Origin of the sequence: Gordonia sp. NB41Y (assembly GCF_030718915.1) — a bacterium.
Lineage (GTDB): Bacteria > Actinomycetota > Actinomycetes > Mycobacteriales > Mycobacteriaceae > Gordonia > Gordonia desulfuricans.
Genome location: NZ_CP132196.1, coordinates 3,338,937 through 3,360,107 on the forward strand (window position 1 = coordinate 3,338,937; position 21,171 = coordinate 3,360,107).

The following is a 21,171-nucleotide window of genomic DNA, read 5'->3' on the forward strand; positions in this document are numbered from 1 at the left end:
CCGTTCAGATGCCGAGTGAACCGGCGGTGGTGTTGGACGCCCACGTGCCGATGTCGTTGATCTGGCCGCGCGGGGCGTACAGCCAGATCGCCGGGCTCCACCCGGTTCCGCAGCGCACCCGGACCGGATACCGGCCGGGCCGCACGGTGTTGCCGCGGACGGTCAGCGTGCGGGTGGCGGTGTGGCGGGCGAGGACCTTCGATCCCAGGGTCACGGTGCAGTCGGGGGCGGATCGGGGCGCGCTGCCGGGGCTGTAGGTGAGCTGCCAGTCGGTGGTTCCCGACTGGGTCACGGCCAGCGTGGGGATGGTGGCGGCACCGGCCGGACCGGTGCCGGCAACGGCTCCCGTGATGGCCGATGTGACGGCGACAGTGCAGGTCAGGGCGGTGATCACGGCTTTACGACGCATCGGTACTCGACTCCTTCGGAAGGCGGGACGAACAATGTTTCACATTTCATATATGAAGTATGTTAGCGTTCAGTCCGACAGTTCGAGATCTGGATCACATGCGTTGTCGGGTGTGGTGCCCACCGCCTCAGCGGTGGACCTGCCCGCCGACGCGCGCCGCACCGGGGGGTCGTATGGCGTTCGAGTTGCCCGCAGCCAAGGGGCCGCTTCGTGACCTGGCCAACGAGGCCGGACACACACTGGGCTTTGCGCTCCAGTCGATCGGCGCGCTCGTCGTCGCCCTCTGCCGCTTCCGGCTCTCGATCACCGAGACCGTCAACCAGACCGTGTTCATCGGCCGGGTCAGTACCGGTCCCTCACTCCTGCTGATGCTGCCGGTGGGTGTGTTCATCGCGGTGTCGGTCGGCGAACTGGCGGGCCGGATCGGTGCCGGCGGCTACTCGGGAGCGGTGGTCGCCTTCATCATCGTCGGGCAGGCCTCGGCACTCGTGAGCGCCCTGATGATGGCCGGTGTCGCCGGCTCGGCGATCTGTACCGACCTCGGCTCCCGCAAGATCCGCGAGGAGGTCGACGCGATGGAGGTCATGGGACTCAACGTGATCGAGCGTCTCGTGGCCCCTCGAATCGCCGCCGCGATCATCGTCTCCGTGGTGCTGTGCTCGCTGATCACCGTCGTCGGCGTGGGTGCCTGCTACCTCTATCACGTCTACGTACAGCACCTTCCGGCCGGCGCGTTCATGGCCACCTTCAGTCAGTACGGCCGCACCTCCGACTTCGTGATGGCCTTGATCAAGGCGGCGATGTTCGCCCTGCTCTCCACGATCGTGGCCTGCTTCAAGGGATTACACGCCCGTGGTGGACCACGAGGGGTGGCCGACGCGGTGAACGAGGCCGTGGTGGTGGCCTTTGCCCTGGTGTTCATCTTCAACACGGTTCTCTCACAGCTCTATTCGGTGATCGTTCCGGCAGTGGGGGCCTACTGATGGTTGCGCTCGACCTCACCTACCGCGTCCGCGTCCGCTCGCGCCGGCGCATCGACGACTTCGTCAACGGCTTTGTCCGCCTGGGTGAATACGTCACCTTTGTGCTCCGCGCCGTCGCCGCGGTGCCCTACACCCTGGTGCACTACCGCAAACACGTCCTCGCCCAGATCGCCGAGGTGACCTTCGGCAACAAGTCGCTGCTCTCCGGCGGCGGCACCATGGGCATCGTGCTGGCCATGTCGCTGGCCGCGGCGATGATGCTCGGCGTGGAGACCTATCGCGGCCTCCAGCTGGTGGGCATGACCAACCTGTCGGGCATGCTCTCGGCCATCGCCAACACCCGCGAACTGGCGCCGGTGGTGGTGGCGATCGCCCTGGCCGCCAAGGTCGGTACCGGGTTCACCGCCCAGATCGGGGCCATGCGGATCTCCGACGAGATCGCCGCCCTCGACGTGATGGCCATCCGCTCCATCCCGTTCCTCGCCACCACCCGGATGATCGCCGCGATGGTCTGCATCCTGCCGATCTACATGATCGGCCTGCTGTCGAGCTACATCGCCACCCGCCTGGTGGTGGTCTGGTACAACGGCGAGTCGTCGGGCACCTACGACTACTTCTTCCACCTCGCGCTCACCCCGGCCGACCTGGTGTACTCCGCGACCAAGGCGGTGGTCTTCGCGGCCATCGTCACCCTCGTGCACTGCTCCTACGGGTACTTCGCCAGTGGCGGCCCCGAAGGGGTGGGGCAGGCGGCCGGCCGGGCCCTGCGCACCTCGATCCTCGCGATCGGCATCTTCGACGTGATCTTCACCTTCGGACTGTGGGGCCTGGTCCCGCAGATCCCGGGAATGGGGATCTGAGATGTCGACGATGCTGCCGGGGAATCCGGTGTCGAAGTTCGGGTACATCGTCCGGGCCGCCGGCGCGCTGATCGTGATCGCCGTGTTCGCGGTGTGGATGGTGGGCCGCAGCACGGGGCTGACCAGCAACGATCCGGTGATCCATGCCGAGGTCCCGGTGGCGGCCGGACTGATCTCACCCGGAGCCCCGGTGCGCTACCACGGGGTCAAGGTGGGGCAGATCTCGTCCGTCGACGCCGGCCGGGATTCCTCCGAGGTCGGGATGACCATCGAGAAGTCGGTGATCGGATCGATCCCGGCCGGGGTGATCATGCGCGTACTGCCGCGAACGTTCTTCGGCGACATCTACGTCCAGCTCGTCCCCATTCCGGGACGTGAGCAGGGGTCGGCGCTCTCCGACGGTGACGCGATCGCGGTGGACTCCGGACCCGACGCGGTCAACCTGTACGACATCTTCAGCAAGATGTCGGATCTGATCGCCGAGGTGGAGCCGGAGAAGATGACCGTCGCGCTCGCCGCGGTGAACAAGGCGATCGGCGGGCGGGGGCGCGACCTCGGCGTGATGATCGACCAGTGGGCCGCGTCGTCGCGCCAGCTCGAGGACTCGGTGAACCAGTTCATCGACGCCACACCACGATTCCGCCGCGTGATGGAGTCGCTGGAGCGAGCCACCCCGGCGATCACCGAGACCCTCGCCTCGGTCACCGACATCTCCCGCGGCATCGTCGACCATCAGCAGAACCTGGCCTCGTTCTTCGCCGCGGCGTCCGGATACCTCGACACCGCAGCACCTTTCGTCGCAGCACAGAAGCAGAACCTGATCCGGGTCATCGACTCCACCGGCAAGATCCTGTCCACCGTGGCCGACAACCCGGCCGGGATCTCGACGACGCTGCGCGAGGCCGACGCCTTCGCCGTGGCCGGCGCCCAGGTCTTCTCGACCGGGAAGTTCGACATCACCGCGGTCCCGACCTTCGCCCAGCCGATGCCCTACACGGCGGCCGACTGCCCGACCTATGGGCCGATGCGTGGCAGCCAGTGCTTCGGAACCGGCTCCGAACGCGGCGTGGGACCGGTCCGGGCCCCGGGCACGGGCAACGGCACCGTACTGAACCCGCCACGACGCACCCCGCAATCACCCACACCGACACCACAAGCCGGCGTTGCACCGTCGGCGTTCGGCGGAGAGGTGTCGATCGACGGCACCGGTGAGCGCGAGGCGCTGCGCGGCCTCGAGGGGATGGTCACCCGGAACAGCACGACCATCGAATCGACCGACGGACAGCCGAATCCGGCCACCGTCATGATGCTCGGACCGATGGTCCGAGGGGCCCAGGTGAGCGCATCGTGACCACACTGTCTCCGATGACCGTCCTCAAGGCGGCGTCGTTCGTGATCATCGGCCTGATCGCCGCGGTCCTGGTGGTCAACACCCTGCGCGTGCCGGTCGCCGGGGCCACCGACACCTACGTCATCGACTTCACCGACGCCGAAGGGCTCGTCGCCGGCAATCCGGTCAAGATGTCCGGGGTGCGGATCGGCCGTGTCGACGGCATCCGACTCGTCCACGGCGACAACGGAACCGCAAAGGCATCGGTGACCGTCGAGATCGAGAAGGGGCAGGTCGTCCCGGAACGGGTGCAGGCCGCCGTCCGCTACGGCGACATGCTCGGGGCACGCTACATCGCGCTGAGCCCCAGCACCGACACCCGGATACCGGCCCGCAGCGGCAACGAGATCCCTTTGGCCGCAACCACTCCACCGATCGATCTGACCGCACTGATGAACGGCTTCCAGCCCTTGTTCGACGCCCTCGAACCGAACCAGGTCAACGACCTCGCCCGGGGATTCGTCGACACCTTCGAGGGCCGACAGGGGTCGGTGCACCTGCTGCTGACACAGATCGCGTCGATGGGTGAGAACCTCTCGGCCAACGGGGCGATCTTCGCCCGGCTCGTGACCAACCTCAACGTGCTGATGGAGACCGCCGAACGGCGCAGCCCGCAGATGACCGAACTGTTCACCGGCCTCAACCAGCTGACCTCGGCGATCGTCGGCGACGACGGGCAACTCGGTGCCCTCCTCGACAGCGGCGACCGCGCACTCTCGTCGCTGGCGCAGATGATGACCGCCGCCGACGGCCGGTTCGCGTCCACCCTCACCGGGCTGCGCGATGTCACCGGCAGCTGGATTCCGCAGACCGCACAGTTCGAGAAGTTCCTCGACCAGTTCCCGGTGATGGCGGGCAAGATCAACGACTCCGGCCGTTACGGCGGCTTCATGATGCTCTACCTGTGCAACTTCACGCTGAAGGCATTCGACTTGGAGGCAAATATCTTCGGGCCCACCCACTCCCCGGTGTGCAGGTGATCGGCGATGTTCCTGGTTCGTCTGATCGACGTCTTCGTCGGCATCCTCGAGTTCGTCTTCAAATCCGACAAGCGCTCACAGGGTGCCTCCCCGGCGGTCCTGGGCACCGCGGGCATCATCACGCTGCTGGTGCTGATGCTCGTCGCACTCGGTGTCCCGCAGCTCACCTACCACGCCAAGACCTCGCCCTACACCGCCGAACTGGCCAATGCCTCCGGGCTGACCACCGCCGATCCCGTTCTGGTTGCGGGTGTTCCGGCCGGCCGGATCGAATCGATCGACCTCGCCGGTGACCGGGTGCGCGTCGGATTCCGGCTCGACAACCACCAGCCGCTGGGCAACCGGACCCGCGCCGGGGTCCGCCTGCGGACCGTACTGGGCAAGCGCTACCTCGACATCACCCCGGGCGGGCCGGGGCAGGTGGGGCCCGACGACACGATCCCGTTGGCGCGCACGGACACCCCGTACAGCCTCGACGACATCTCCGCCGCCTCGGTGCACTCGGCCGGCGAGATCGACCCGGAGCTGCTGCGCACCATGATGTCCACGATGAACTCGATCCTGCCGGACTCGGCCACCATCAACGACTCGATGCGGGGTGCGGCCGGCGCCGCAGCGGTGATCACCGGAACCGGCTCGCAGCTCGACCAGCTGCTCGCGCTGTCGAAGCGACTGGCGACGGTGACCGCGGCACAGACCGATTCGATCACCGACGCCATGGTCGGTGCCCAGGCCATCGTGCAGACCCTGGTGGTGCGCAAGGTGGTACTCACCCGGCTGGCCGACAATCTGCGACTGGTGCTCGGCCAGATGGCCGCCACCTTCCCGCAGGTCCCGATGGCACAGCTGACCACCAACATCGTCTCGGTCACCACGACGCTGAAGGACAACGTGGACAACATCGACGCGATCCTGCATCAGCTGCCACCGGCACTGCGCACGATCACCGACACCACCGGCAACGGCAACTGGGCCGACGTGGCCTCGCCGTCGGCGGTGATCCCCGACAACATGCTCTGCGTGCTCGGCGTGATGCGGGGGTGCAGCTGATGGCATTCCGTCAGGTCCGTGAGGTCCGCCATCGAAAGCACTACGGCGGAAAGATATTCACCGCACTGTTGTTGGTCGGCGCACTCGTCGCCGGGGCCTGGTATGTCTTCGGCCGGACCCCCGACACCAAGACCGTCCACGCCGACTTCGCCTTCGTCAACGGTCTCTACACCGGTTCCAAGGTCACTGTGCTCGGCGTGCCGGTGGGCAAGATCGACGACGTCGAACCGCGCGGCGACCACGTCCGGGTGACCATGACCATCCCCGGTGACGTGCGGCTACCCGCAGCTGTGCAGGCCTACGTACTCAACCCGTCGGTGATCAGCGACCGGCACCTCGAACTGGGTCCGGCCTACACCACGGGCCCCGAACTCGGCGACGGCGCAACGATTCCGCAGGATCGCACCCACTCGCCGATCAGCTTCGACCAGCTGATGGAGAGCCTCGGGGTGCTCACCAAGATCATGGGACCGTCCGACGGTCCGCAGAAGGACGACCTCGGCTCCCTGCTGTCCCGCACCGCACGGTCCTGGGACGGTGGCGGAACCGAATTCAACACGGCGGTCGGACAACTCGCATCGGCGTCGGGAATCATCGGTGCGCGCGGGGAGGACATCCAGGACCTCATCGACAGCCTCAACCAGCTGATGCAGACCTTTCACGCCAAGCAGGTCTCCCTGGACGGGTTGATCGACTCGATGGGGGTGCTGAGCAACCAGTGGGCCACCGCCGATCAGGACATCACCACTCCCATCGCCGATCTCAAGACGGTGTTCGACGAGGTCAATGCGTTCGTCATGCAGCACGGTGACGACGTCGGAGTGGTCGCGGAGAACCTGCAGGTACTCGGCGAGACCCTCGCGGCCAACAAATCCGGGCTCGCCGAGTTCATGGACCTCGCGCCGTTGATGATGCAGAACCTGTCGAGCACCATCGGCCCCGACCGTCGCGGCCGGATCCGGCTCAACGTGTCCACCACGCTGACACAGTTCACGACGCTGAAGCCGCTGTGTGATCGGTTCCCGATGCCGATCTGTATCGGAGCCGGCCTGACCAACCCGATCTCGTTCCCGATCTCCGCCTCCGACCCGCTGGGCATCGTGTCCGCGGTGACCGGTGGCGCACTGCCCCCGAAGGGAGGCAACTGATGTCGCGGACACGATGGGCCACCGGACTGCTGGCGCTGGCCGCGTCGGTCGCGAGTGTGTCCGGATGTGCGGTGGGACTGCAGGACATCCCGCTCGCCGGCGCACGTGGGACCTTCGAGGTGACCGCCGAGCTGACCACGGCCGACGGCGTGGTGGACGGCTCGGACGTGCGCAACGGGCAGCAGGTGGTGGGGCGCGTCACCGACATCGGACTCGAGGGGAATGACGCCCGCCTGACCCTCGCACTCGACGACGGCACCGAACTCCCGGCGAATGTCCTCGCCACCGTGGAGATCCCGTCGGCGCTGGGTACTCCGTTCATCCGGCTGACCGCCCCGGAACATCCCGAGGGCCGCCTGGCCGACGGCGATCACATCGAGTTGTCGGAGACCAGCGTCGGACCGCAGGTGGAGGGCACCCTCGCCGCGCTCGGGAACATCCTGCAGGGCAGCGGGATGAGTCAGATGCAGTCGGTGATGGCCAGTCTCGGTGAGGCCTTCGAGAACCGCTCCGACGAGGTGGGCACCCTGATCGACACGCTCAACCGGTTGTTGTCCCGATCATCGCACTACACAGCCGATTTCAATGCCGCGATGTCGGCGGCCGCAGATGTCACCGACGTCCTGGCGGGCCAGCGCAACCTGGTGGACCAGTTCCTCGCGCAGACCCCCGCCGCGGTGACCGTCCTGGCGAAGCAGCGTCAACAGCTGGTGCGGCTGATGGATCAGACCACATCGCTGGCCCGCAGCGCCGACGCCATCGTCACCGGCCGTCAGCCGCAACTGAACTCACTGGTCACCGACGCGAACACCCTGGTGAACTCGTTGGCGTCGTTCAACTCCGGGGTCGGCGAGACCCTCGGCCACATGAACTCCTTCATGACGAACTTCAACCGGTCGATCCGGGGCGACTACCTGGTGTTCGACGGCGCACTCGACATCCCCGGCGGCATCGACAAGATCCTCACCGGGGGCATCCTGCTCGCCGGACAGCCCTTGCCGACACCGAAGGACCTCCGGGATGCGCTGACCGGCGGACTGGCCTCGGCCACCGGACAGGGCGCACCCGCTGCCGGTACCCGACGGGGAGGTCACTGACATGGCCCGCACCGCCACCGGCAAGAAGCGGTTCACCCTGCCCACCGGTTCCGTCCAGTTCGCCATCTTCCTGCTCATCGCGGCCATCGTGATCCCCTACGGGATCAACTTCGTCGCGGGCCCAGAGGGATTCGGCTCCAAGATCACCTTGCACGCGCGGATGGACGACGCCTTCGGGCTCTCCAGCGGAACCGGCGTGACACTACGCGGGGTCGACATCGGCACCGTCAGCGACGTGACCCTGGCCGCCGACGGCCGGGGTGCGGAGATCGAGTTGGTGGTGCGGGGTGACACCCGCATCCCGCACGACGCCTACATGCAGGTCAGCATGGCCACGATGGCCGGCATCCAGTCCGTCGACATCGTCCCGGCGAACGACGATGCCCCCTATCTGACCGACGGTGACTCCATCGCCGCGCCCGCCGACAGGCAACCGATGCAGATGGACAAGATCATCGTGCAGGCCGCGAAGATCATCGACAGCATCGGCCCGGGCAACATCGCCACCGTCGGCAACGAGCTGTACAAGGCGTTCGGCGACGACCAGGAATCGTTGAGCACCCTGATCTCCAACGGACTGGCACTCTCGGATCTGGTGAGCCGCAATGCCCCGATCCTGCAGGGACTGATGGGCGACTGGCTCGACGTCCTGGGTGCGATGAGCGACAACACCGTGTCGTTCGAGAAGGGGATGCGATCGGTCGCCACGTTCACCGATCAGCTCGACGCCAACCAGCCGGTGTTCGTCTATCTGCTCGACCGGTCACCGCAGGCACTCGACCACGCCCAGCAGGTCTTCGACAAATACCGCGGCACCTTCGGTGGTGTGCTGGCCAACCTGGTTGCCGTGGAACCCGTCATCAGCGGCCGGTCGGCATCGCTGGCCACCGGCCTGCAGACCATCCCGCAAGGGCTGAAGGATCTGCGGTCGATCGTCAAGAACGGCCGCGCCGACTTCGCGCTGATCGGAACCCAGGGTCCGGTCTGCATGTTCTACGACGAACCGCGAAGGGCCATCGGGGATCTCACCCCGAGCGATCCCAATCTGACCCGATACTGCCCGCCGGGCAACGGGTACGGGCAGCGCGGGGCGGTCAATGCGCCGCGGCCCGACGACCTGGGCACCCAGAACTGGACCTCCCCCGGCGGGGTGTCGGGTCCACCCGCGGTCACCGACCCGCTACTGATCCCCAACGGCGCCGAACTCCTCGAGTGGTGGCGAGAGCTACTGGAAAGGGCACAATCCCATGGCAACTGACCTCACCGACACCGCCGATATCACCGACATCGCTGATATCGCCGACACCGGTACCGACACGGCCGATGCCGACACCAGCGATGCCGACACCGCGGATGTCACCGATACCAGCGAGGAGTCGTCGGCCGCGTCGTCGACCGTCGTGCGCACCAAGCCCCGCCGACCGTCGACGACGTGGGTGATCGCGATCCTCGCGGTGCTGCTCGTCGCCGCGGTCGGCGCGGCCGGCTACTTCGGTGTGCAGTCCCGCACCGACGCCGATTCCGGGGCGGTGAGCGTCGAGATGCGTACGCAGGCGGTCGACACCGCCCGCGACTACGCGATCAAGCTGTCCAGCTTCGACTACCGCGACCTGAACAAGAACAAGGACGCGATCGCGGCGATGTCGACGGAGAACTTCGCCGCCAAGTACAGCGAGATGGTCGGCGCCCTCACCGAGATCGTCACCAACGGCAAGGGCGAGGCCACCGCCACCGTCCCGCACGCCGCGATCGAACAGATCGACCCCACCAAGGCCACCGTGCTGCTGTTCGTCGACCAGGAGGCCCGCAACGTGGTGGCCCCCGACGGCAAGAAGCAGCCCTACCGGATGCTGGTGACCCTGCAGCGCTCCGGTGACCGCTGGCTCGTCGACAACGTCGAGACCATCTGATCCACAGCACAATCCATCATCCCGACTCGAGAAGGTGCAGTCATGGCCGCCGGCTACCTCCCCCCGCTGGACACGACGAAGGCCGAATTGACCACGGCCCAGACGAGAATCAAGATCACCACCCGCAAACGCCGGGTGACGAGCCTGCGGAAACCGGCGCGAGTCCAGGAGGCGCTGGACTTCTGGTCGTTCGCCGGGGCCGCGGCCAACGTCGTCATGCAACTCGGCTGGCCCGAGGTGGCCTACGGCGTGATGGAGTCCAAGGTGGAGTCCGGCTCGCTGATGCATCACCCGTGGAAGCGTGCCCGCACCACCACCCAGTATCTGGCGGTGGCGATCCTCGGTACCGAGGAGGAACGCACCGCGTTCCGGGAGGCGGTGAACTCCGCACACCGGCACGTCCGCTCCGACGAGCGCAGCCCGGTCAAGTACAACGCCTTCAACCGGGAACTGCAGATGTGGGTCGCCGCATGCCTGTTCATCGGCATCGAGGACTCTCATCAGCTGCTGCACGGGGTGATGGACGAGGAAGAGGCCGAGGAGTTCTACCAGTCGTCCAAGACACTCGGCACCACCCTGCAGGTCCCCGACGACATGTGGCCGCCCAGCCGCAAGGAGTTCGACCACTACTGGAATGTGGCGAGCCAGCGGATCGTCATCGACGACACCACCTGCGAGTTCCTCAACGACCTGGTGGACCTGAAGATGATCAACCCGCTGATCCGGCTGCCGTTCGTGAACCTGCTCCGATTCCTCACCATCGGATTCCTGCCACCGCTGTTCCGCGATCAGCTCGGGCTCGAGTGGACCACCGACGACCGGCGTCGATTCGAGCATCTGTTCACCTTCGTCTCGATCGTCAACAAGTTTCTGCCCAAGTCGATCCGCTTCGGTGGCAGCCGCTGGCTGATGCGGGATCTGCGGCATCGGATCAAGCACGACAGGCCGATGATTTGAGTGCTCCGCATCGGGGCCTGGTGGGTCTGGCCATCGAAGATCGCATCCGGCGGTATGAGAAGGCCGTTCGCGCCGTACGGTTGACATATCGTGCGTGCCCGCCGGCACTCCGGACCGGTCGTGGGACCAGATGCCGGAGACAGGCGGTCGGACGGTTACGTCAAGTCGGTCGGGGATGAAGAGAGGAGAACCGACGATGGCTGCTGTGCGACTCGGTCGCCGACAGCTCACCGACGAGGTGGCCGATCATCTGCGTACCCGCATCATGACCGGCGACATCCGGCCCGGCGAGTTCATCCGGCTCGACGAGACGGCGTCGGCGCTCGGCTGCAGTGTGACCCCGGTCCGGGAAGCATTGGTGACGCTGCGGGGCGAGGGCCTGGTGCGATCGTCGCCGCACCGCGGGTTCATCGTGGAGAGCCTCGAGCGTGGTGACATCGTCGACATCTTCTGGATGCAGGCGGAGTTGTCGTCCCGGCTGGCGGTGCACGCCACCGCCGACCCGGACCTGCCGCGGGCACTGACCGAACTCGCCGAGATCGTCGACGAACTCGATACGGCGGTCGACGCCGGGATTCCCGAGCGCGTCCTCGACCGTGAGTTCGCGTTCCATCGTCGGGTCAACCTGATGGGCCACAGCAAGAAGCTCGCGTGGTTCCTCTTCTCGGCCAACAAGTACTCGCCGCATCAGCTGTACGCGCAGGATCCAGAGTGGGGCCGTCAGGCCGTGGCGAGTCACCGTCGGCTGATCGGATTCCTGCGTGACGGTGACGCCGAGGCGATCCGCGGGGAGATCCAGGCACGGTTCGCCGACGCACGGGATCGCCTGATCCGGAGTCTCGATGACATCGGTTTCTGGGATGAGCCCGACTCCGACGCCCAGCGCGTCCATGCGTCCTAGCGGTAGGGGATTCCTGGGCGCCACCGCGTCCTGACCGTCGAGTAAGATCCAGTCGCATGTCGAACACCCCGGCCACCACGACGTCTGCCGCCGGTTCGCGCCTCGACGGCGCGCGGATGGTGCTGCGACTGCTCGGCGGACATCAGGTGCAGCCCGACGTCGAGACACCGCACACGGTGCTGCACACCGGCGAGCACCGTACGTTGCGCCGTTACGGCGACCTCGAGGACCGGCGTGCCGCCCGTGCGGCGGGCCGGCCCCCGGTCCTGCTCGTGCCGCCGCTGGCGGTGCCCGCCCGCTGCTACGACCTCGGCCCCGGTCAGTCGGTGGTGGCCGAACTGCTCGCCGCCGGCCGGGTGCCCTACGTCGTCGACTTCGGTGACGTCGACCGGTCCGACCGGCATCTGGGGTTCGCCGACTACTTCGACGACATCGTGCCCGAGGCCGTCGGACGGGTGCTCGCCGATCATGCCGGTGCCGACCGTGACGGTTCCAGTTCGGTCGATGTGGTCGCGTGGAGCCTCGGCGGCACCGTCGCGCTGCTGACCGCGGCCGCACATCCCGATCTGCCCATCCGGTCGATCACCGCGATCGGCACCCCGCTGGACTACGATGCCGTCCAGCCGTATCCACTGGTCAAGAAGCTCATGGCACCGACCGGAGGCAAACTCGTCACGGGCGCATTGCATGTGCTGGCGGGTATTCCGGCGCCGCTGGTGCGCATCGCCTATCGCGGTACCGCCTGGCAGCGGGAGCTCAAGAAGCCGGCGTATATCGCACGCAACGCCGGCGACGTCGAGGCGCTCGGGCGGATGCAGGTGATCGACCGCTTCCAGAACTCGATGCCCGGCTATCCCGGCAAGGTGTCGTTGCAGATGTGGGAGAACTTCGTCTACCGCGGTGAACTGGCCACCGGGGTGGTGGATTTCGACGGTCGGTGCGTGGATCTGACGTCGATCGCGCGACCGGTGCAACTGTTCGGCAGCCATCGCGATGCGATCACCAGTTGGGCCGCCGCCCGGCACGGCGTCGACATCCTGGCCGACGCCGAGGTGCACTTCACCACCGTCGAGACCAGCCACCTCGGGCTGATCGCCGGTGACGTAGCGAGCGCCGAGACCTGGCCGCGGGTGGAGACATTCCTGGGAGACCTCGACGCACGGTGACGACGTTCGAGGCACCTGCCGACGTCGCCTTTGGGGCTCGGTCCCGGCTCAATCATCAACTAAGCGTTGATGGTTTCAGTGTCACTCTTGTGGGGCCACCAAGTTGGTGGTTGTGTTCAGTCCACCGGGCATCTGGCTCTGTTGCTGGTTGACCGTTCCCGACACCTGTTGGGGATTGGTCATGGCTCATTCTGCCGATGCCCGGGTGGACGGACCGACCGGATGTGACTTGATAGGAGCGTGGCAACCGCCCCCACTGAGATATGTCCTACCGGCCGGCCCGACTGTCACCATTCCGTTCGACAGGAAGGCATCTTCCATGATCATCGTTGGCGCCGATGTACACAAGCGCTCACACACATTCGTCGCGGTCGATACCGCCGGCAGACAACTGGGCACCGTGACGGTGCCCGCCACCACGACCGGTCACCAGACCGCTCTGCGGTGGGCCCATGCGAAGTTGGGTACCGACTTGGTGTGGGCGATCGAGGACTGCCGCAATATGTCGGCGCTCCTCGAACGTGACCTGCTGACCGCGAACCAGAAAGTGGTGCGGGTGGCTCCGCATCTGATGGCCGAACACCGCAAGACCGGCCGTCAACCAGGTAAGTCCGATCCGATCGATGCTCTGGCCGTCGCCCGGGCCGCTGCCCGTGAACCCAACCTTCCGATCGCCTCGCACGACGAGGTCAGCTACACGGTGAAAGCACTCACCGATTATCGGGAATCGCTTGTTCACGAACGGACTTCGAAGATCAATCGGGTGTTGTGGCGGGTGCATGCGATCGATCCCGAACACGAAGTGAAGAAAGGGGGTTTGAACCGGGCGAAGCATCAGAAACTCCTCGCAGCCTGGTTGCAAACCTGTGTGACCGCGGCGCTATCGATGTGCTGTTGGCGATCAAAGAGGTGGCTGCGATCGCGGCGTTGACCGTGGAGATCAACGAGGTCCACAAGCAGCTGTCGGCGTTGGTTGCGGCGGCGGTGCCGTCGCTGGTGGCGTTGCCTGGTTGCGGGATCCTCAGTGCGGCGAAGTTGCTTGGCGAGTCGGCCGGTATTTCGCGTTTCGGTACCGAGGCTCAGTTCGCTCGGCATGCCGGGATCGCTCCGGTACCGGTGTGGTCGGGTAAGTCGGCTGGTAGGCATCGGTTGACGCGTTCGGGGAATAGGCAACTCAATGCGGCGGTCCATCGGATTGCGTTGACCCAGTCTCGTATGCCTGACAGTCTCGGGCATGCCTATTACGCGAAGAAACGGGCCGAGGGTAAGAAGTCTCGTGAGGCGATGCGTTGCCTGAAACGGCGACTCGTACGCACAATTTTTCATCGTCTGGTCACCGATCACGCTGCCCGCTCACACACCGAAATCCTGGTTCCACGAGCAGCCGCTTGACATAGGAGCGATGAGCCGATGAGGAGCGTAGCGACGAGGCGTGTCGAAACCTCAGACGGCCGACGTCGCCAACCCGGCCACCTCGGAGGTGGTTGGCTCCCGACGTCGGCTGCGGAGATTTCGACTCGGGTCCTCGCCTTTCCGGCTCGGTCCCGGCTCAATCATCCATGGTGGAGCGTGGGTTGTCTTTTGTCTCAAGTGGTTTCGCATCGGTCCCGGCTGAATCAGCAAATAGGCGTTGATGGTTGAGCCGATGAGGAGCGTAGCGACGAGGCGTGTCGAAACCTCAGACGGCCGACGTCGCCAACCCGGCCACCTCGGAGGTGGTTGGCTCCCGACGTCGGCTGCGGAGATTTCGACTCGGGTCCTCGCCTTTCCGGCTCGGTCCCGGCTCAATCATCCATGGTGGAGCGTGGGTTGTCTGTTGTCTCAGGGGGTTTCGTCTCGGTCCTGGCTGAATCAGCAACTACGTGTTGGTGGTTGAGCCGATGAGGAGCGTAGCGACGAGGCGTGTCGAAACCTCTGTCGGCCGACGTCGCCAACCCGGCCACCTCGGAGGTGGTTGGCTCCCGACGTCGGCTGCGGGGATTTCGACTCGGGTCCTCGCGATGCTCGGTCCCGGCTCAATCATCCATGGTGGAGCGTGGGTTGTCTGTTGTCTCAGGGGGTTTCGTCTCGGTCCTGGCTGAATCAGCAACTACGTGTTGGTGGTTGAGCCGATGAGGAGCGTAGCGACGAGGCGTGTCGAAACCTCAGACGGCCGACGTCGTCAACCCGGCCACCGCGGAGGTGGTTGGCTTCCAACGTCGGCTGCGGGGATTTCGACTCGGGTCCTCGCGATGCTCGGTCCCGGCTCAATCATCCATGGTGGATCGTGGGTTGTCTTTTGTCTCAAGTGGTTTCGCATCGGTCCCTCCTGAATCAGCAACTAGGCGTTGGTGGTTGAGCCGATGAGGAGCGTGGCGACGAGGCGTGTCGAAACCTCTGTCAGCCGACGTCGGTTGGTGGCCACCTCGGAGGTGGTCGCTGACATCGTCGTCTCACCGGGTTTCGACTCGGGTCCTCGCCCTTCGGGCTCGGTCCCGGCTCTACCATCCATGGTGGAGCGTGGTTGTCTGTTGTCTCTCGGGGTTTCGCTTCGGTCCCGGCTCAATCATCAACGGGTCGTTAACGAGGCGTGTCGAAACCTCAGACGGTCGACGTCGGGTGGTGGCCACCTCGGAGGTGGTCGCTGACATTGTCGTCTCGCCGGGTTTCGACTCGGGTCCTCGCGATGCTCGGTCCCGGCTCTACCATCCATGGCGGATCGTGCGACGCGTACGCTCGATCCCATGCGTATCGATCCCTCGGTTCCTGCAGTCGCTGTCGGCCTGGTCGGCGGTTATGGCATCGCCCGTGCCACCGGACAGCGCCCCCTCGGCGGTGTGGTGCTCGCCGCCGCCGGTGCCTACAGTGCCAACCAGTGGCGCCGACGTGGCCCTGCGGTCACCGCCGGTCTGCTCGCCACCTACCTCGGCGCCTTCGGCGCATCGCACCCGCTGGCCAAGAAGATCGGCGCCTGGCCGTCGGTCGCCGTGGTCACCGCCGCCGCCGTGGCCACCACCGGGGTCCTGACGCAGTAGGCCCCGGCCCTCTTTCAGTTGTCGGGGACATCGGTGTGGTCACCGGCGTGAACGCGTTCGGGCACCCGATCGGCGGGTTGTGATGACACAATCGGTGCCGTGCGCTCAACCGATCCCGGCCGTGTCGGCCGTCCCCACGTGGTCATCATCGGTGCCGGCTTCGGCGGGATCAACGCGGCACGGCGTCTGCGCGACGCCGATGTCTCGGTGACGGTGATCGACCGCGGTACCAGTCACCTCTTCCAGCCGCTGCTCTACCAGTGCGCGACCGGGGCGCTCTCGGAGGGATCGATCAGCACCCCGATCCGGCATCTGCTCCGCCGGCAGCGCAATGCCGAGGTCTACTGCGCCGAGGCGACCGGCATCGACCCGGTCGCCAGGACGGTGACCGTCACCCGGATGGATTCGTCGGTGGCCGAGGTCGGCTACGACTACCTCGTCGTCGCGGCCGGGATGCGGACCTCCTATCACGGCAACGAGCACCTGATGGACCACGCGATCGGGATGAAGACCCTCGACGACGCACTCGCGATCCGCCGCAAGATCTTCGCCGCGTTCGAGGTGGCCGAGACCCTGTCGGACCCGGAGGCCCGCAAACCGTGGCTGACCTTCGCGGTGGCCGGCGGTGGTCCGACCGGCGTCGAACTGGCCGGGCAGATCCGGGAACTGGCCACCCTCGCCCTCGAACGCGAGTTCCGCTCCATCGACCCCGCCGAGGCGCGGGTGCTGCTGTTCCACGGGGCCGACCGGGTGCTGCCGTCGTTCAGCGAGACATTGTCGGCACGGGCCCGCGAGACCCTCGACGCGATCGGCGTGGAAACCCACCTCGGCGTACACGTCACCGATGTCACCGCGGAGGCGGTCCAGACCACCGACAAGGCGACCGGCACGGTCACCACCTACCCGGCACGCACCACCTTGTGGACCACCGGCGTCGAGGCGGTGCCGTTCGCCGGCACGCTCGCCACGGCACTCGGCGTCGACCAGGCGCGCGGCGGCACCATCCCGGTGGGCGACGACCTGTCGGTGGACGGGCACCCGGAGATCTTCGTCGTCGGCGACATGAGTTCGCACCGGGGGCTACCCGGTGTCGCCGAGGTGGCGATGCAGGGCGGACGGCATGCCGGTGCGGTGATCGCGGGCCTGGTGGCCGGTGGCGCCGACCGGCCGGGATTCCGGTACCGCGACCTGGGTAGCGCCGCCTACATCGCCCGCCGCCACGCCCTGCTCGAGGCCGGCCGGGTCCGGCTGTCGGGGCGGATGGGCTGGCTGGCGTGGGGTGCCATCCACATCGCCTTCCTCGCCGGCGTCCGCAACCGGGCCGGCACTGTGCTGGTCTGGGCGACGTCGTTGATGACCGACACCCGCCGGGAGCGGGCGATCACCTACGGAGATCCGCAGACCGCACGAAAGTCGTTCTGAGACAACAAGGATCGAATCATCGCGAGGTGAGGGTGGCGTCGAGCCAGTCGAACATGCGCTCGGCGGTCAGCGCCCGTGCCATCGGCTGACAGTGCCCACTCGCGCCGTCGGCGGCGGTGAACTCGACGACGACGGTGCGGGCGCTGGTCATCATCGCGGCCAGCCGCTCGGACTGTCCGGGCCAGAACTGCTCGCCCTCGGGGGAGGTGATCAGCATCGGCGTGGTGATCTGCGCGGCCATCTCGTCGGTGAGGGTGTACTCCCGGACCTTCTGCAGCACATCGAAGTAGCGGCCGTCCCACCCGTAGGGCCGGGCCCGCCACACCCACATCCGCTGCAACGCCTTCTGTCCGGTCATGCCGAGTTTCATGTCGCGGTCGAACTTCGCCGCGGCGGTCGGGTCGTGGAGCATCGCGGCCAGCGGCTTCGGCAGATGCGCGAGCCACGACGCCGAGACGTCGACCACTCCGGGGTCGGCGACAGCCGCGGCGTACCGGTGCTCGACGGCCAGCGCCCGCGGCACCCAGTACCCGGCCTGGCTGATGCCGTAGACCGCGAGCCGGTCCGGATCCACACCGGGCAACCCGAGCAGCGTGTCGGTGACCGGGGTCAGCACCGCCTCCCAGTCGGGCCGGAAGCCCACCCCGTGCTCGAACAGCATCGACTGCTGGCCCGGGCCGTCGAACAGCAGGACGTTGTACCCGCGGTCGAGCGCGGCCCGCGCCCCGGCGCACCACACCCCCGACACCGATCCGTCGCTGCCGTTCACCATCACCAGCGTCGGCCGGCCGGCGGAACCCCCGGTGGCGGAACCCTCGGTGGCCCGGTCGGGCCGGACGAACCATCCGGGCAGCGTCATGTCCTCGTAGGGGATCGCGATCCTGCGGGCGGTGAACGGCCCGCACTCGAGGAACCCGTCCCACGCGGCGCGGTGCTCGGCGAACACCGCCAGCCGGGCACTGTCGGTGCCGACGCCGTCGAGGCCGTCGAAGGCGGTCGACAGATAGTTCGCCGCACGCAGATACGCCGACGCGGCGCTGATCGTGTGCCCTGCGGCCTGGGCGGCGCGCGCCGACGACGCCACCCGCCGGCCCAGCGCGAGCCACGCGTGCGCCCATGCGTCGGGGTGACCGTCGTCGAGGCCGTCGATGGTGGCCAGCACCTCGCCGGCGTCGGAGCCGCCGGAGCCGGCGTAGCCCAGCAGGAGCCGCACCTCGAAGTCACGGCCGTCGTCGGGGTAGAAACCCCGCGAGTATGCGCGATGTGTCGGGTGCCGTAATTCCATCTCGTCTCCTCACGAGGTCCCCCGACGTATTCTCCTCGTTCGGAACCGGTCGTGCAGTCGTACTACGGTCATGACAGACAATCGGGGCACAACCCGACAATTCGGGCTCAGGAGGCCAGATGTTCGCGATCGGTGTCATTGCCGCATCCCTGGCGGCGGTGGCCTACGGGCTGTCGACGGTCCTGCGTGCGCTCGGGGCCCAGCGGGCCGCCCGCACCCAGGGGGAGGCGGCGTCGGCCAAGTCGACGCTGGCGGCGTTCACCGACCCGGCATTCCTGATGGGCACCCTGCTGGTGATGATCGGCTTCTTCGGCGGTGGTGTCGCGGCCCGCATGCTGCCGCTGTTCCTCTCGCAGACCATCGTCGCGGCCAACCTGGTGATCACCGCGCTCCTGGGCACCGTGCTGCTGGGTACCACCCTGCGCGGACGCGACTGGGCGGCGATCTTCCTCGTCGTCGGCGCCCTGTGCATGCTGGGGGCCTCCGCCGGCCACGAGGCGACCACCAAGGCGTCGTTCACCTTCCACTGGTGGCTGTTCGGCATCACCACGGCCCTCGCGGTGGTGGGCCTGGTGGTCCTGACCCTGCTCAAGCAGCGGGGCGCCCTGTTCGGCGGCGCGCTGTCGGGCGTCATGTACGGCGCCCTCGCGGTGGCCGCCCGCGTCCTCGAGGGCATCCACCCCTTCGATCTGCTCACGCTGATCACCGACCCGGCCGCGTGGACGATCGCGATCGGCGGCGCGGTCGCGTTCTACGTGCAGACCGTGGCCCTGCAACTGGGCCCGGTGAACGCCGTGACCGCGGTGCTCGTCGTCGGCGAGACCGGCGGACCGTCGATCATCGGGGTGCTGTTCCTCGGCGACAAGGCCGTCGACGGCCTGCAGTGGATGGCCTACGTCGGCTTCGTCGGCGCGATCGTGGGTGCGGTGACCGTCGCCTGGCTGACCACCATCGACGACCCGAGCAGTTCCACCACCGCCGGCGCGGCCGAACCCAAGCGGCGCACGCCGCTCCTCAAGGGTGCGGACACCGCGACCTAGACTGGCCGTCATGAGCACCGACGCGGTTGTCGAAGAGATCCTGGCTACCTACGACACGATCACCGTGGTGGGGGCGAGTGCCAATCCCGCCAAGGCGGCCAACGAGGTTCCCGCCCACATGCAGCATCTGGGCTGGCGGATCATCCCGGTCAACCCGACCGCCGACGAGATCGTCGGCGAGAAGGTCTACCGCACCCTCGCCGACATCCCCGAACAGGTCGGGCTGGTGGACGTGTTCCGGCCCTCCGCCGACACCCCCGAGATCGCCCGCCAGGCCGTCGCCGCCGGTGCCACCGCGCTGTGGCTGCAGCTCGGGATCAGTTCGCCCGAGGCGCGGGAGATCGCCGAATCGGCCGGCCTGCTCTACGTCGAGGACCGGTGCCTGATCATCGAGCAGCGTCGCACCGGGATCACCCCGTCGGCCTGAGCGTCCGCCCCGGACGCCGGGGGAGCACATCGCAGGGGAGTCGCGGGGAATCGGGGCCCGCGGCGCCTACCATGGGGAACGCGGGAAGGAGCGATACGCCGATGACCGAATCCGAGGTGGCCACCGCCGACAATCCGCTGCTGCTGGAACGCCAGGTGTGTTTCGCGCTGGCCGTGGCGAACCGGTCGGTGCTGCGGATCTACCGCCGAGTGCTCGAACCACTGGGTCTGACCCATCCGCAGTATCTGGTGATGCTGGCGCTGTGGGAGGAGTCCCCCCGCGCGGTCAAGGACATCGGCACGGTGCTGCAACTCGACTCCGCGACGCTCTCGCCGTTGCTCAAACGGCTCGAGGCCAACGGACTGATCGTGCGGCGGCGCCGTGACGACGACGAGCGCAATGTCGACGTCGAGCTCACCGACGAGGGGCGTGCCCTGCGCACCCGGGCGCTGCCGATCCCGCACCAGGTGGTCGAGGCACTCGGGGTGGGTCTGCCCGACCTCGAGGAACTGCACTCGGTACTCACCCGGGTCAACGCGGCCGCGGTCCGGGCCGTGCGGGAACAGGAGTGACGGCCCGGGGGATCGGCGCGGTGTCGGCATCGACGAGCGCGGTCGAGGGATAGGGTCGGGGTATGTCAACCATCGGGATCATCGTGGTCGTCGTGATCGTCGTCGTCGCAGTGAGCATCCTGGCCGGGGCCGTGTGGTTCGCCTGGGACTCCGACAAGCGCATCCGCGCCTTCGCTCACTCCACCGACCTCATCCCGGGCAAGGCGAGCCGGGCCCCCAAGTCGTGGACCACCGCCACCTCGCCGGAAGCCTTGCTGCACCGCCGGGTTCGGTATGCGATCGCCGACGTGCACCAGAACCCGGCCATCCCGCACGACCCGGCCACCCTCGCCGAGCGTGACCGTCTGGACGACGCGGTGTTCACCCTCGACGACGCGCTGATCGCGGTACAGGATCTCGCCGGCGGGGAGAAGGACGAGCGCCTCGAAGAGCTCGAGACGGCCGTCAAACGCCTCGAGGAGCTCCCCCGTCAGTTGTGGGAGGCCCCGTTCGAGCAGCAGCGCTCCGACATCGACGACGTCATCGCGGCGATCGCCCGCACGTAGCCTCCGCGCCCGGCG

General features: G+C 67.2%; 22 protein-coding genes. 20 read left to right on the forward strand and 2 right to left on the reverse strand.

Annotated elements, in window-relative coordinates; genetic code table 11:
- Window positions 1-4 precede the first annotated feature (4 nt).
- Window positions 5-409, reverse strand: coding sequence for a hypothetical protein (locus Q9K23_RS14430; protein ID WP_053778396.1), 405 nt, complete (start codon window positions 407-409; stop codon window positions 5-7).
- Window positions 410-582: 173 nt separating this feature from the next.
- Between Q9K23_RS14430 and Q9K23_RS14435 the strand changes: the two genes are divergently transcribed.
- The 16 genes from Q9K23_RS14435 (at window position 583) to Q9K23_RS14510 (ending at window position 17,287) form a co-directional block, all read left to right on the forward strand.
- Complete coding sequence (locus Q9K23_RS14435) at window positions 583-1,392, forward strand: ABC transporter permease (protein ID WP_020789640.1); 810 nt, start codon at window positions 583-585, stop codon at window positions 1,390-1,392.
- A complete protein-coding gene (locus Q9K23_RS14440) occupies window positions 1,392-2,252 on the forward strand; it encodes an ABC transporter permease (RefSeq protein ID WP_020789639.1) in 861 nt (286 codons plus the stop codon). Before Q9K23_RS14435 ends, Q9K23_RS14440 begins: the two co-directional genes overlap by 1 nt.
- Window position 2,253: 1 nt before the next feature.
- The gene (locus Q9K23_RS14445; protein WP_020789641.1) at window positions 2,254-3,603 is read left to right on the forward strand and encodes an MlaD family protein; all 1,350 of its coding nucleotides are present in this window, start codon (window positions 2,254-2,256) and stop codon (window positions 3,601-3,603) included.
- Window positions 3,600-4,622: an MlaD family protein gene (locus Q9K23_RS14450; protein WP_020789638.1), complete on the forward strand. Its 1,023-nt coding sequence runs from the start codon at window positions 3,600-3,602 to the stop codon at window positions 4,620-4,622. The genes Q9K23_RS14445 and Q9K23_RS14450 overlap by 4 nt, the downstream gene beginning before the upstream one ends.
- Window positions 4,623-4,628: 6 nt before the next feature.
- Window positions 4,629-5,672, forward strand: coding sequence for an MlaD family protein (locus Q9K23_RS14455; RefSeq protein ID WP_053778397.1), 1,044 nt, complete (start codon window positions 4,629-4,631; stop codon window positions 5,670-5,672).
- Complete coding sequence (locus Q9K23_RS14460; protein ID WP_174519006.1) at window positions 5,672-6,820, forward strand: MCE family protein; 1,149 nt, start codon at window positions 5,672-5,674, stop codon at window positions 6,818-6,820. The genes Q9K23_RS14455 and Q9K23_RS14460 overlap by 1 nt, the downstream gene beginning before the upstream one ends.
- Window positions 6,820-7,917, forward strand: a complete 1,098-nt coding sequence (locus tag Q9K23_RS14465; protein ID WP_020792113.1) for an MCE family protein — start codon at window positions 6,820-6,822, stop codon at window positions 7,915-7,917. Before Q9K23_RS14460 ends, Q9K23_RS14465 begins: the two co-directional genes overlap by 1 nt.
- 1 nt (window position 7,918) lies before the next feature.
- Window positions 7,919-9,175: an MlaD family protein gene (locus Q9K23_RS14470; RefSeq protein ID WP_020792114.1), complete on the forward strand. Its 1,257-nt coding sequence runs from the start codon at window positions 7,919-7,921 to the stop codon at window positions 9,173-9,175.
- Window positions 9,165-9,827: a hypothetical protein gene (locus Q9K23_RS14475; protein WP_053778399.1), complete on the forward strand. Its 663-nt coding sequence runs from the start codon at window positions 9,165-9,167 to the stop codon at window positions 9,825-9,827. The genes Q9K23_RS14470 and Q9K23_RS14475 overlap by 11 nt, the downstream gene beginning before the upstream one ends.
- Window positions 9,828-9,869: 42 nt before the next feature.
- On the forward strand, window positions 9,870-10,784 hold the full coding sequence (locus Q9K23_RS14480) for an oxygenase MpaB family protein (RefSeq protein ID WP_020793537.1): 915 nt from the start codon (window positions 9,870-9,872) through the stop codon (window positions 10,782-10,784).
- A 196-nt stretch (window positions 10,785-10,980) separates the two neighbouring features.
- Window positions 10,981-11,685, forward strand: a complete 705-nt coding sequence (locus Q9K23_RS14485; RefSeq protein ID WP_053778400.1) for a GntR family transcriptional regulator — start codon at window positions 10,981-10,983, stop codon at window positions 11,683-11,685.
- A gap of 56 nt (window positions 11,686-11,741) precedes the next feature.
- Window positions 11,742-12,851 (forward strand): alpha/beta fold hydrolase, encoded by a 1,110-nt coding sequence (locus Q9K23_RS14490; RefSeq protein WP_053778401.1) that lies wholly within the window; start codon window positions 11,742-11,744, stop codon window positions 12,849-12,851.
- A 319-nt stretch (window positions 12,852-13,170) separates the two neighbouring features.
- Window positions 13,171-13,782, forward strand: coding sequence for an IS110 family transposase (locus tag Q9K23_RS14495; protein WP_020794916.1), 612 nt, complete (start codon window positions 13,171-13,173; stop codon window positions 13,780-13,782).
- Window positions 13,746-14,243: a transposase gene (locus tag Q9K23_RS14500; protein ID WP_305950168.1), complete on the forward strand. Its 498-nt coding sequence runs from the start codon at window positions 13,746-13,748 to the stop codon at window positions 14,241-14,243. The genes Q9K23_RS14495 and Q9K23_RS14500 overlap by 37 nt, the downstream gene beginning before the upstream one ends.
- Window positions 14,244-15,574: 1,331 nt before the next feature.
- Window positions 15,575-15,865, forward strand: coding sequence for a hypothetical protein (locus Q9K23_RS14505; protein WP_020794030.1), 291 nt, complete (start codon window positions 15,575-15,577; stop codon window positions 15,863-15,865).
- A gap of 99 nt (window positions 15,866-15,964) precedes the next feature.
- On the forward strand, window positions 15,965-17,287 hold the full coding sequence (locus tag Q9K23_RS14510; RefSeq protein WP_305950169.1) for an NAD(P)/FAD-dependent oxidoreductase: 1,323 nt from the start codon (window positions 15,965-15,967) through the stop codon (window positions 17,285-17,287).
- Window positions 17,288-17,303: 16 nt separating this feature from the next.
- Here Q9K23_RS14510 and Q9K23_RS14515 read toward each other — a convergent pair whose 3' ends face one another.
- Window positions 17,304-18,572 (reverse strand): dipeptidyl aminopeptidase, encoded by a 1,269-nt coding sequence (locus tag Q9K23_RS14515; protein ID WP_305950170.1) that lies wholly within the window; start codon window positions 18,570-18,572, stop codon window positions 17,304-17,306.
- A 119-nt stretch (window positions 18,573-18,691) separates the two neighbouring features.
- On the opposite strand from Q9K23_RS14515, the gene Q9K23_RS14520 reads away from it, so the two are divergent.
- The 4 genes from Q9K23_RS14520 (at window position 18,692) to Q9K23_RS14535 (ending at window position 21,156) form a co-directional block, all read left to right on the forward strand.
- Window positions 18,692-19,612 (forward strand): hypothetical protein, encoded by a 921-nt coding sequence (locus tag Q9K23_RS14520; RefSeq protein WP_020792052.1) that lies wholly within the window; start codon window positions 18,692-18,694, stop codon window positions 19,610-19,612.
- Window positions 19,613-19,622: 10 nt separating this feature from the next.
- A complete protein-coding gene (locus tag Q9K23_RS14525; RefSeq protein ID WP_053776295.1) occupies window positions 19,623-20,039 on the forward strand; it encodes a CoA-binding protein in 417 nt (138 codons plus the stop codon).
- Window positions 20,040-20,140: 101 nt separating this feature from the next.
- On the forward strand, window positions 20,141-20,611 hold the full coding sequence (locus tag Q9K23_RS14530; protein ID WP_020792057.1) for a MarR family transcriptional regulator: 471 nt from the start codon (window positions 20,141-20,143) through the stop codon (window positions 20,609-20,611).
- A gap of 62 nt (window positions 20,612-20,673) precedes the next feature.
- On the forward strand, window positions 20,674-21,156 hold the full coding sequence (locus Q9K23_RS14535; protein ID WP_020792055.1) for a hypothetical protein: 483 nt from the start codon (window positions 20,674-20,676) through the stop codon (window positions 21,154-21,156).
- The last annotated feature ends 15 nt before the right edge of the window (window positions 21,157-21,171 follow it).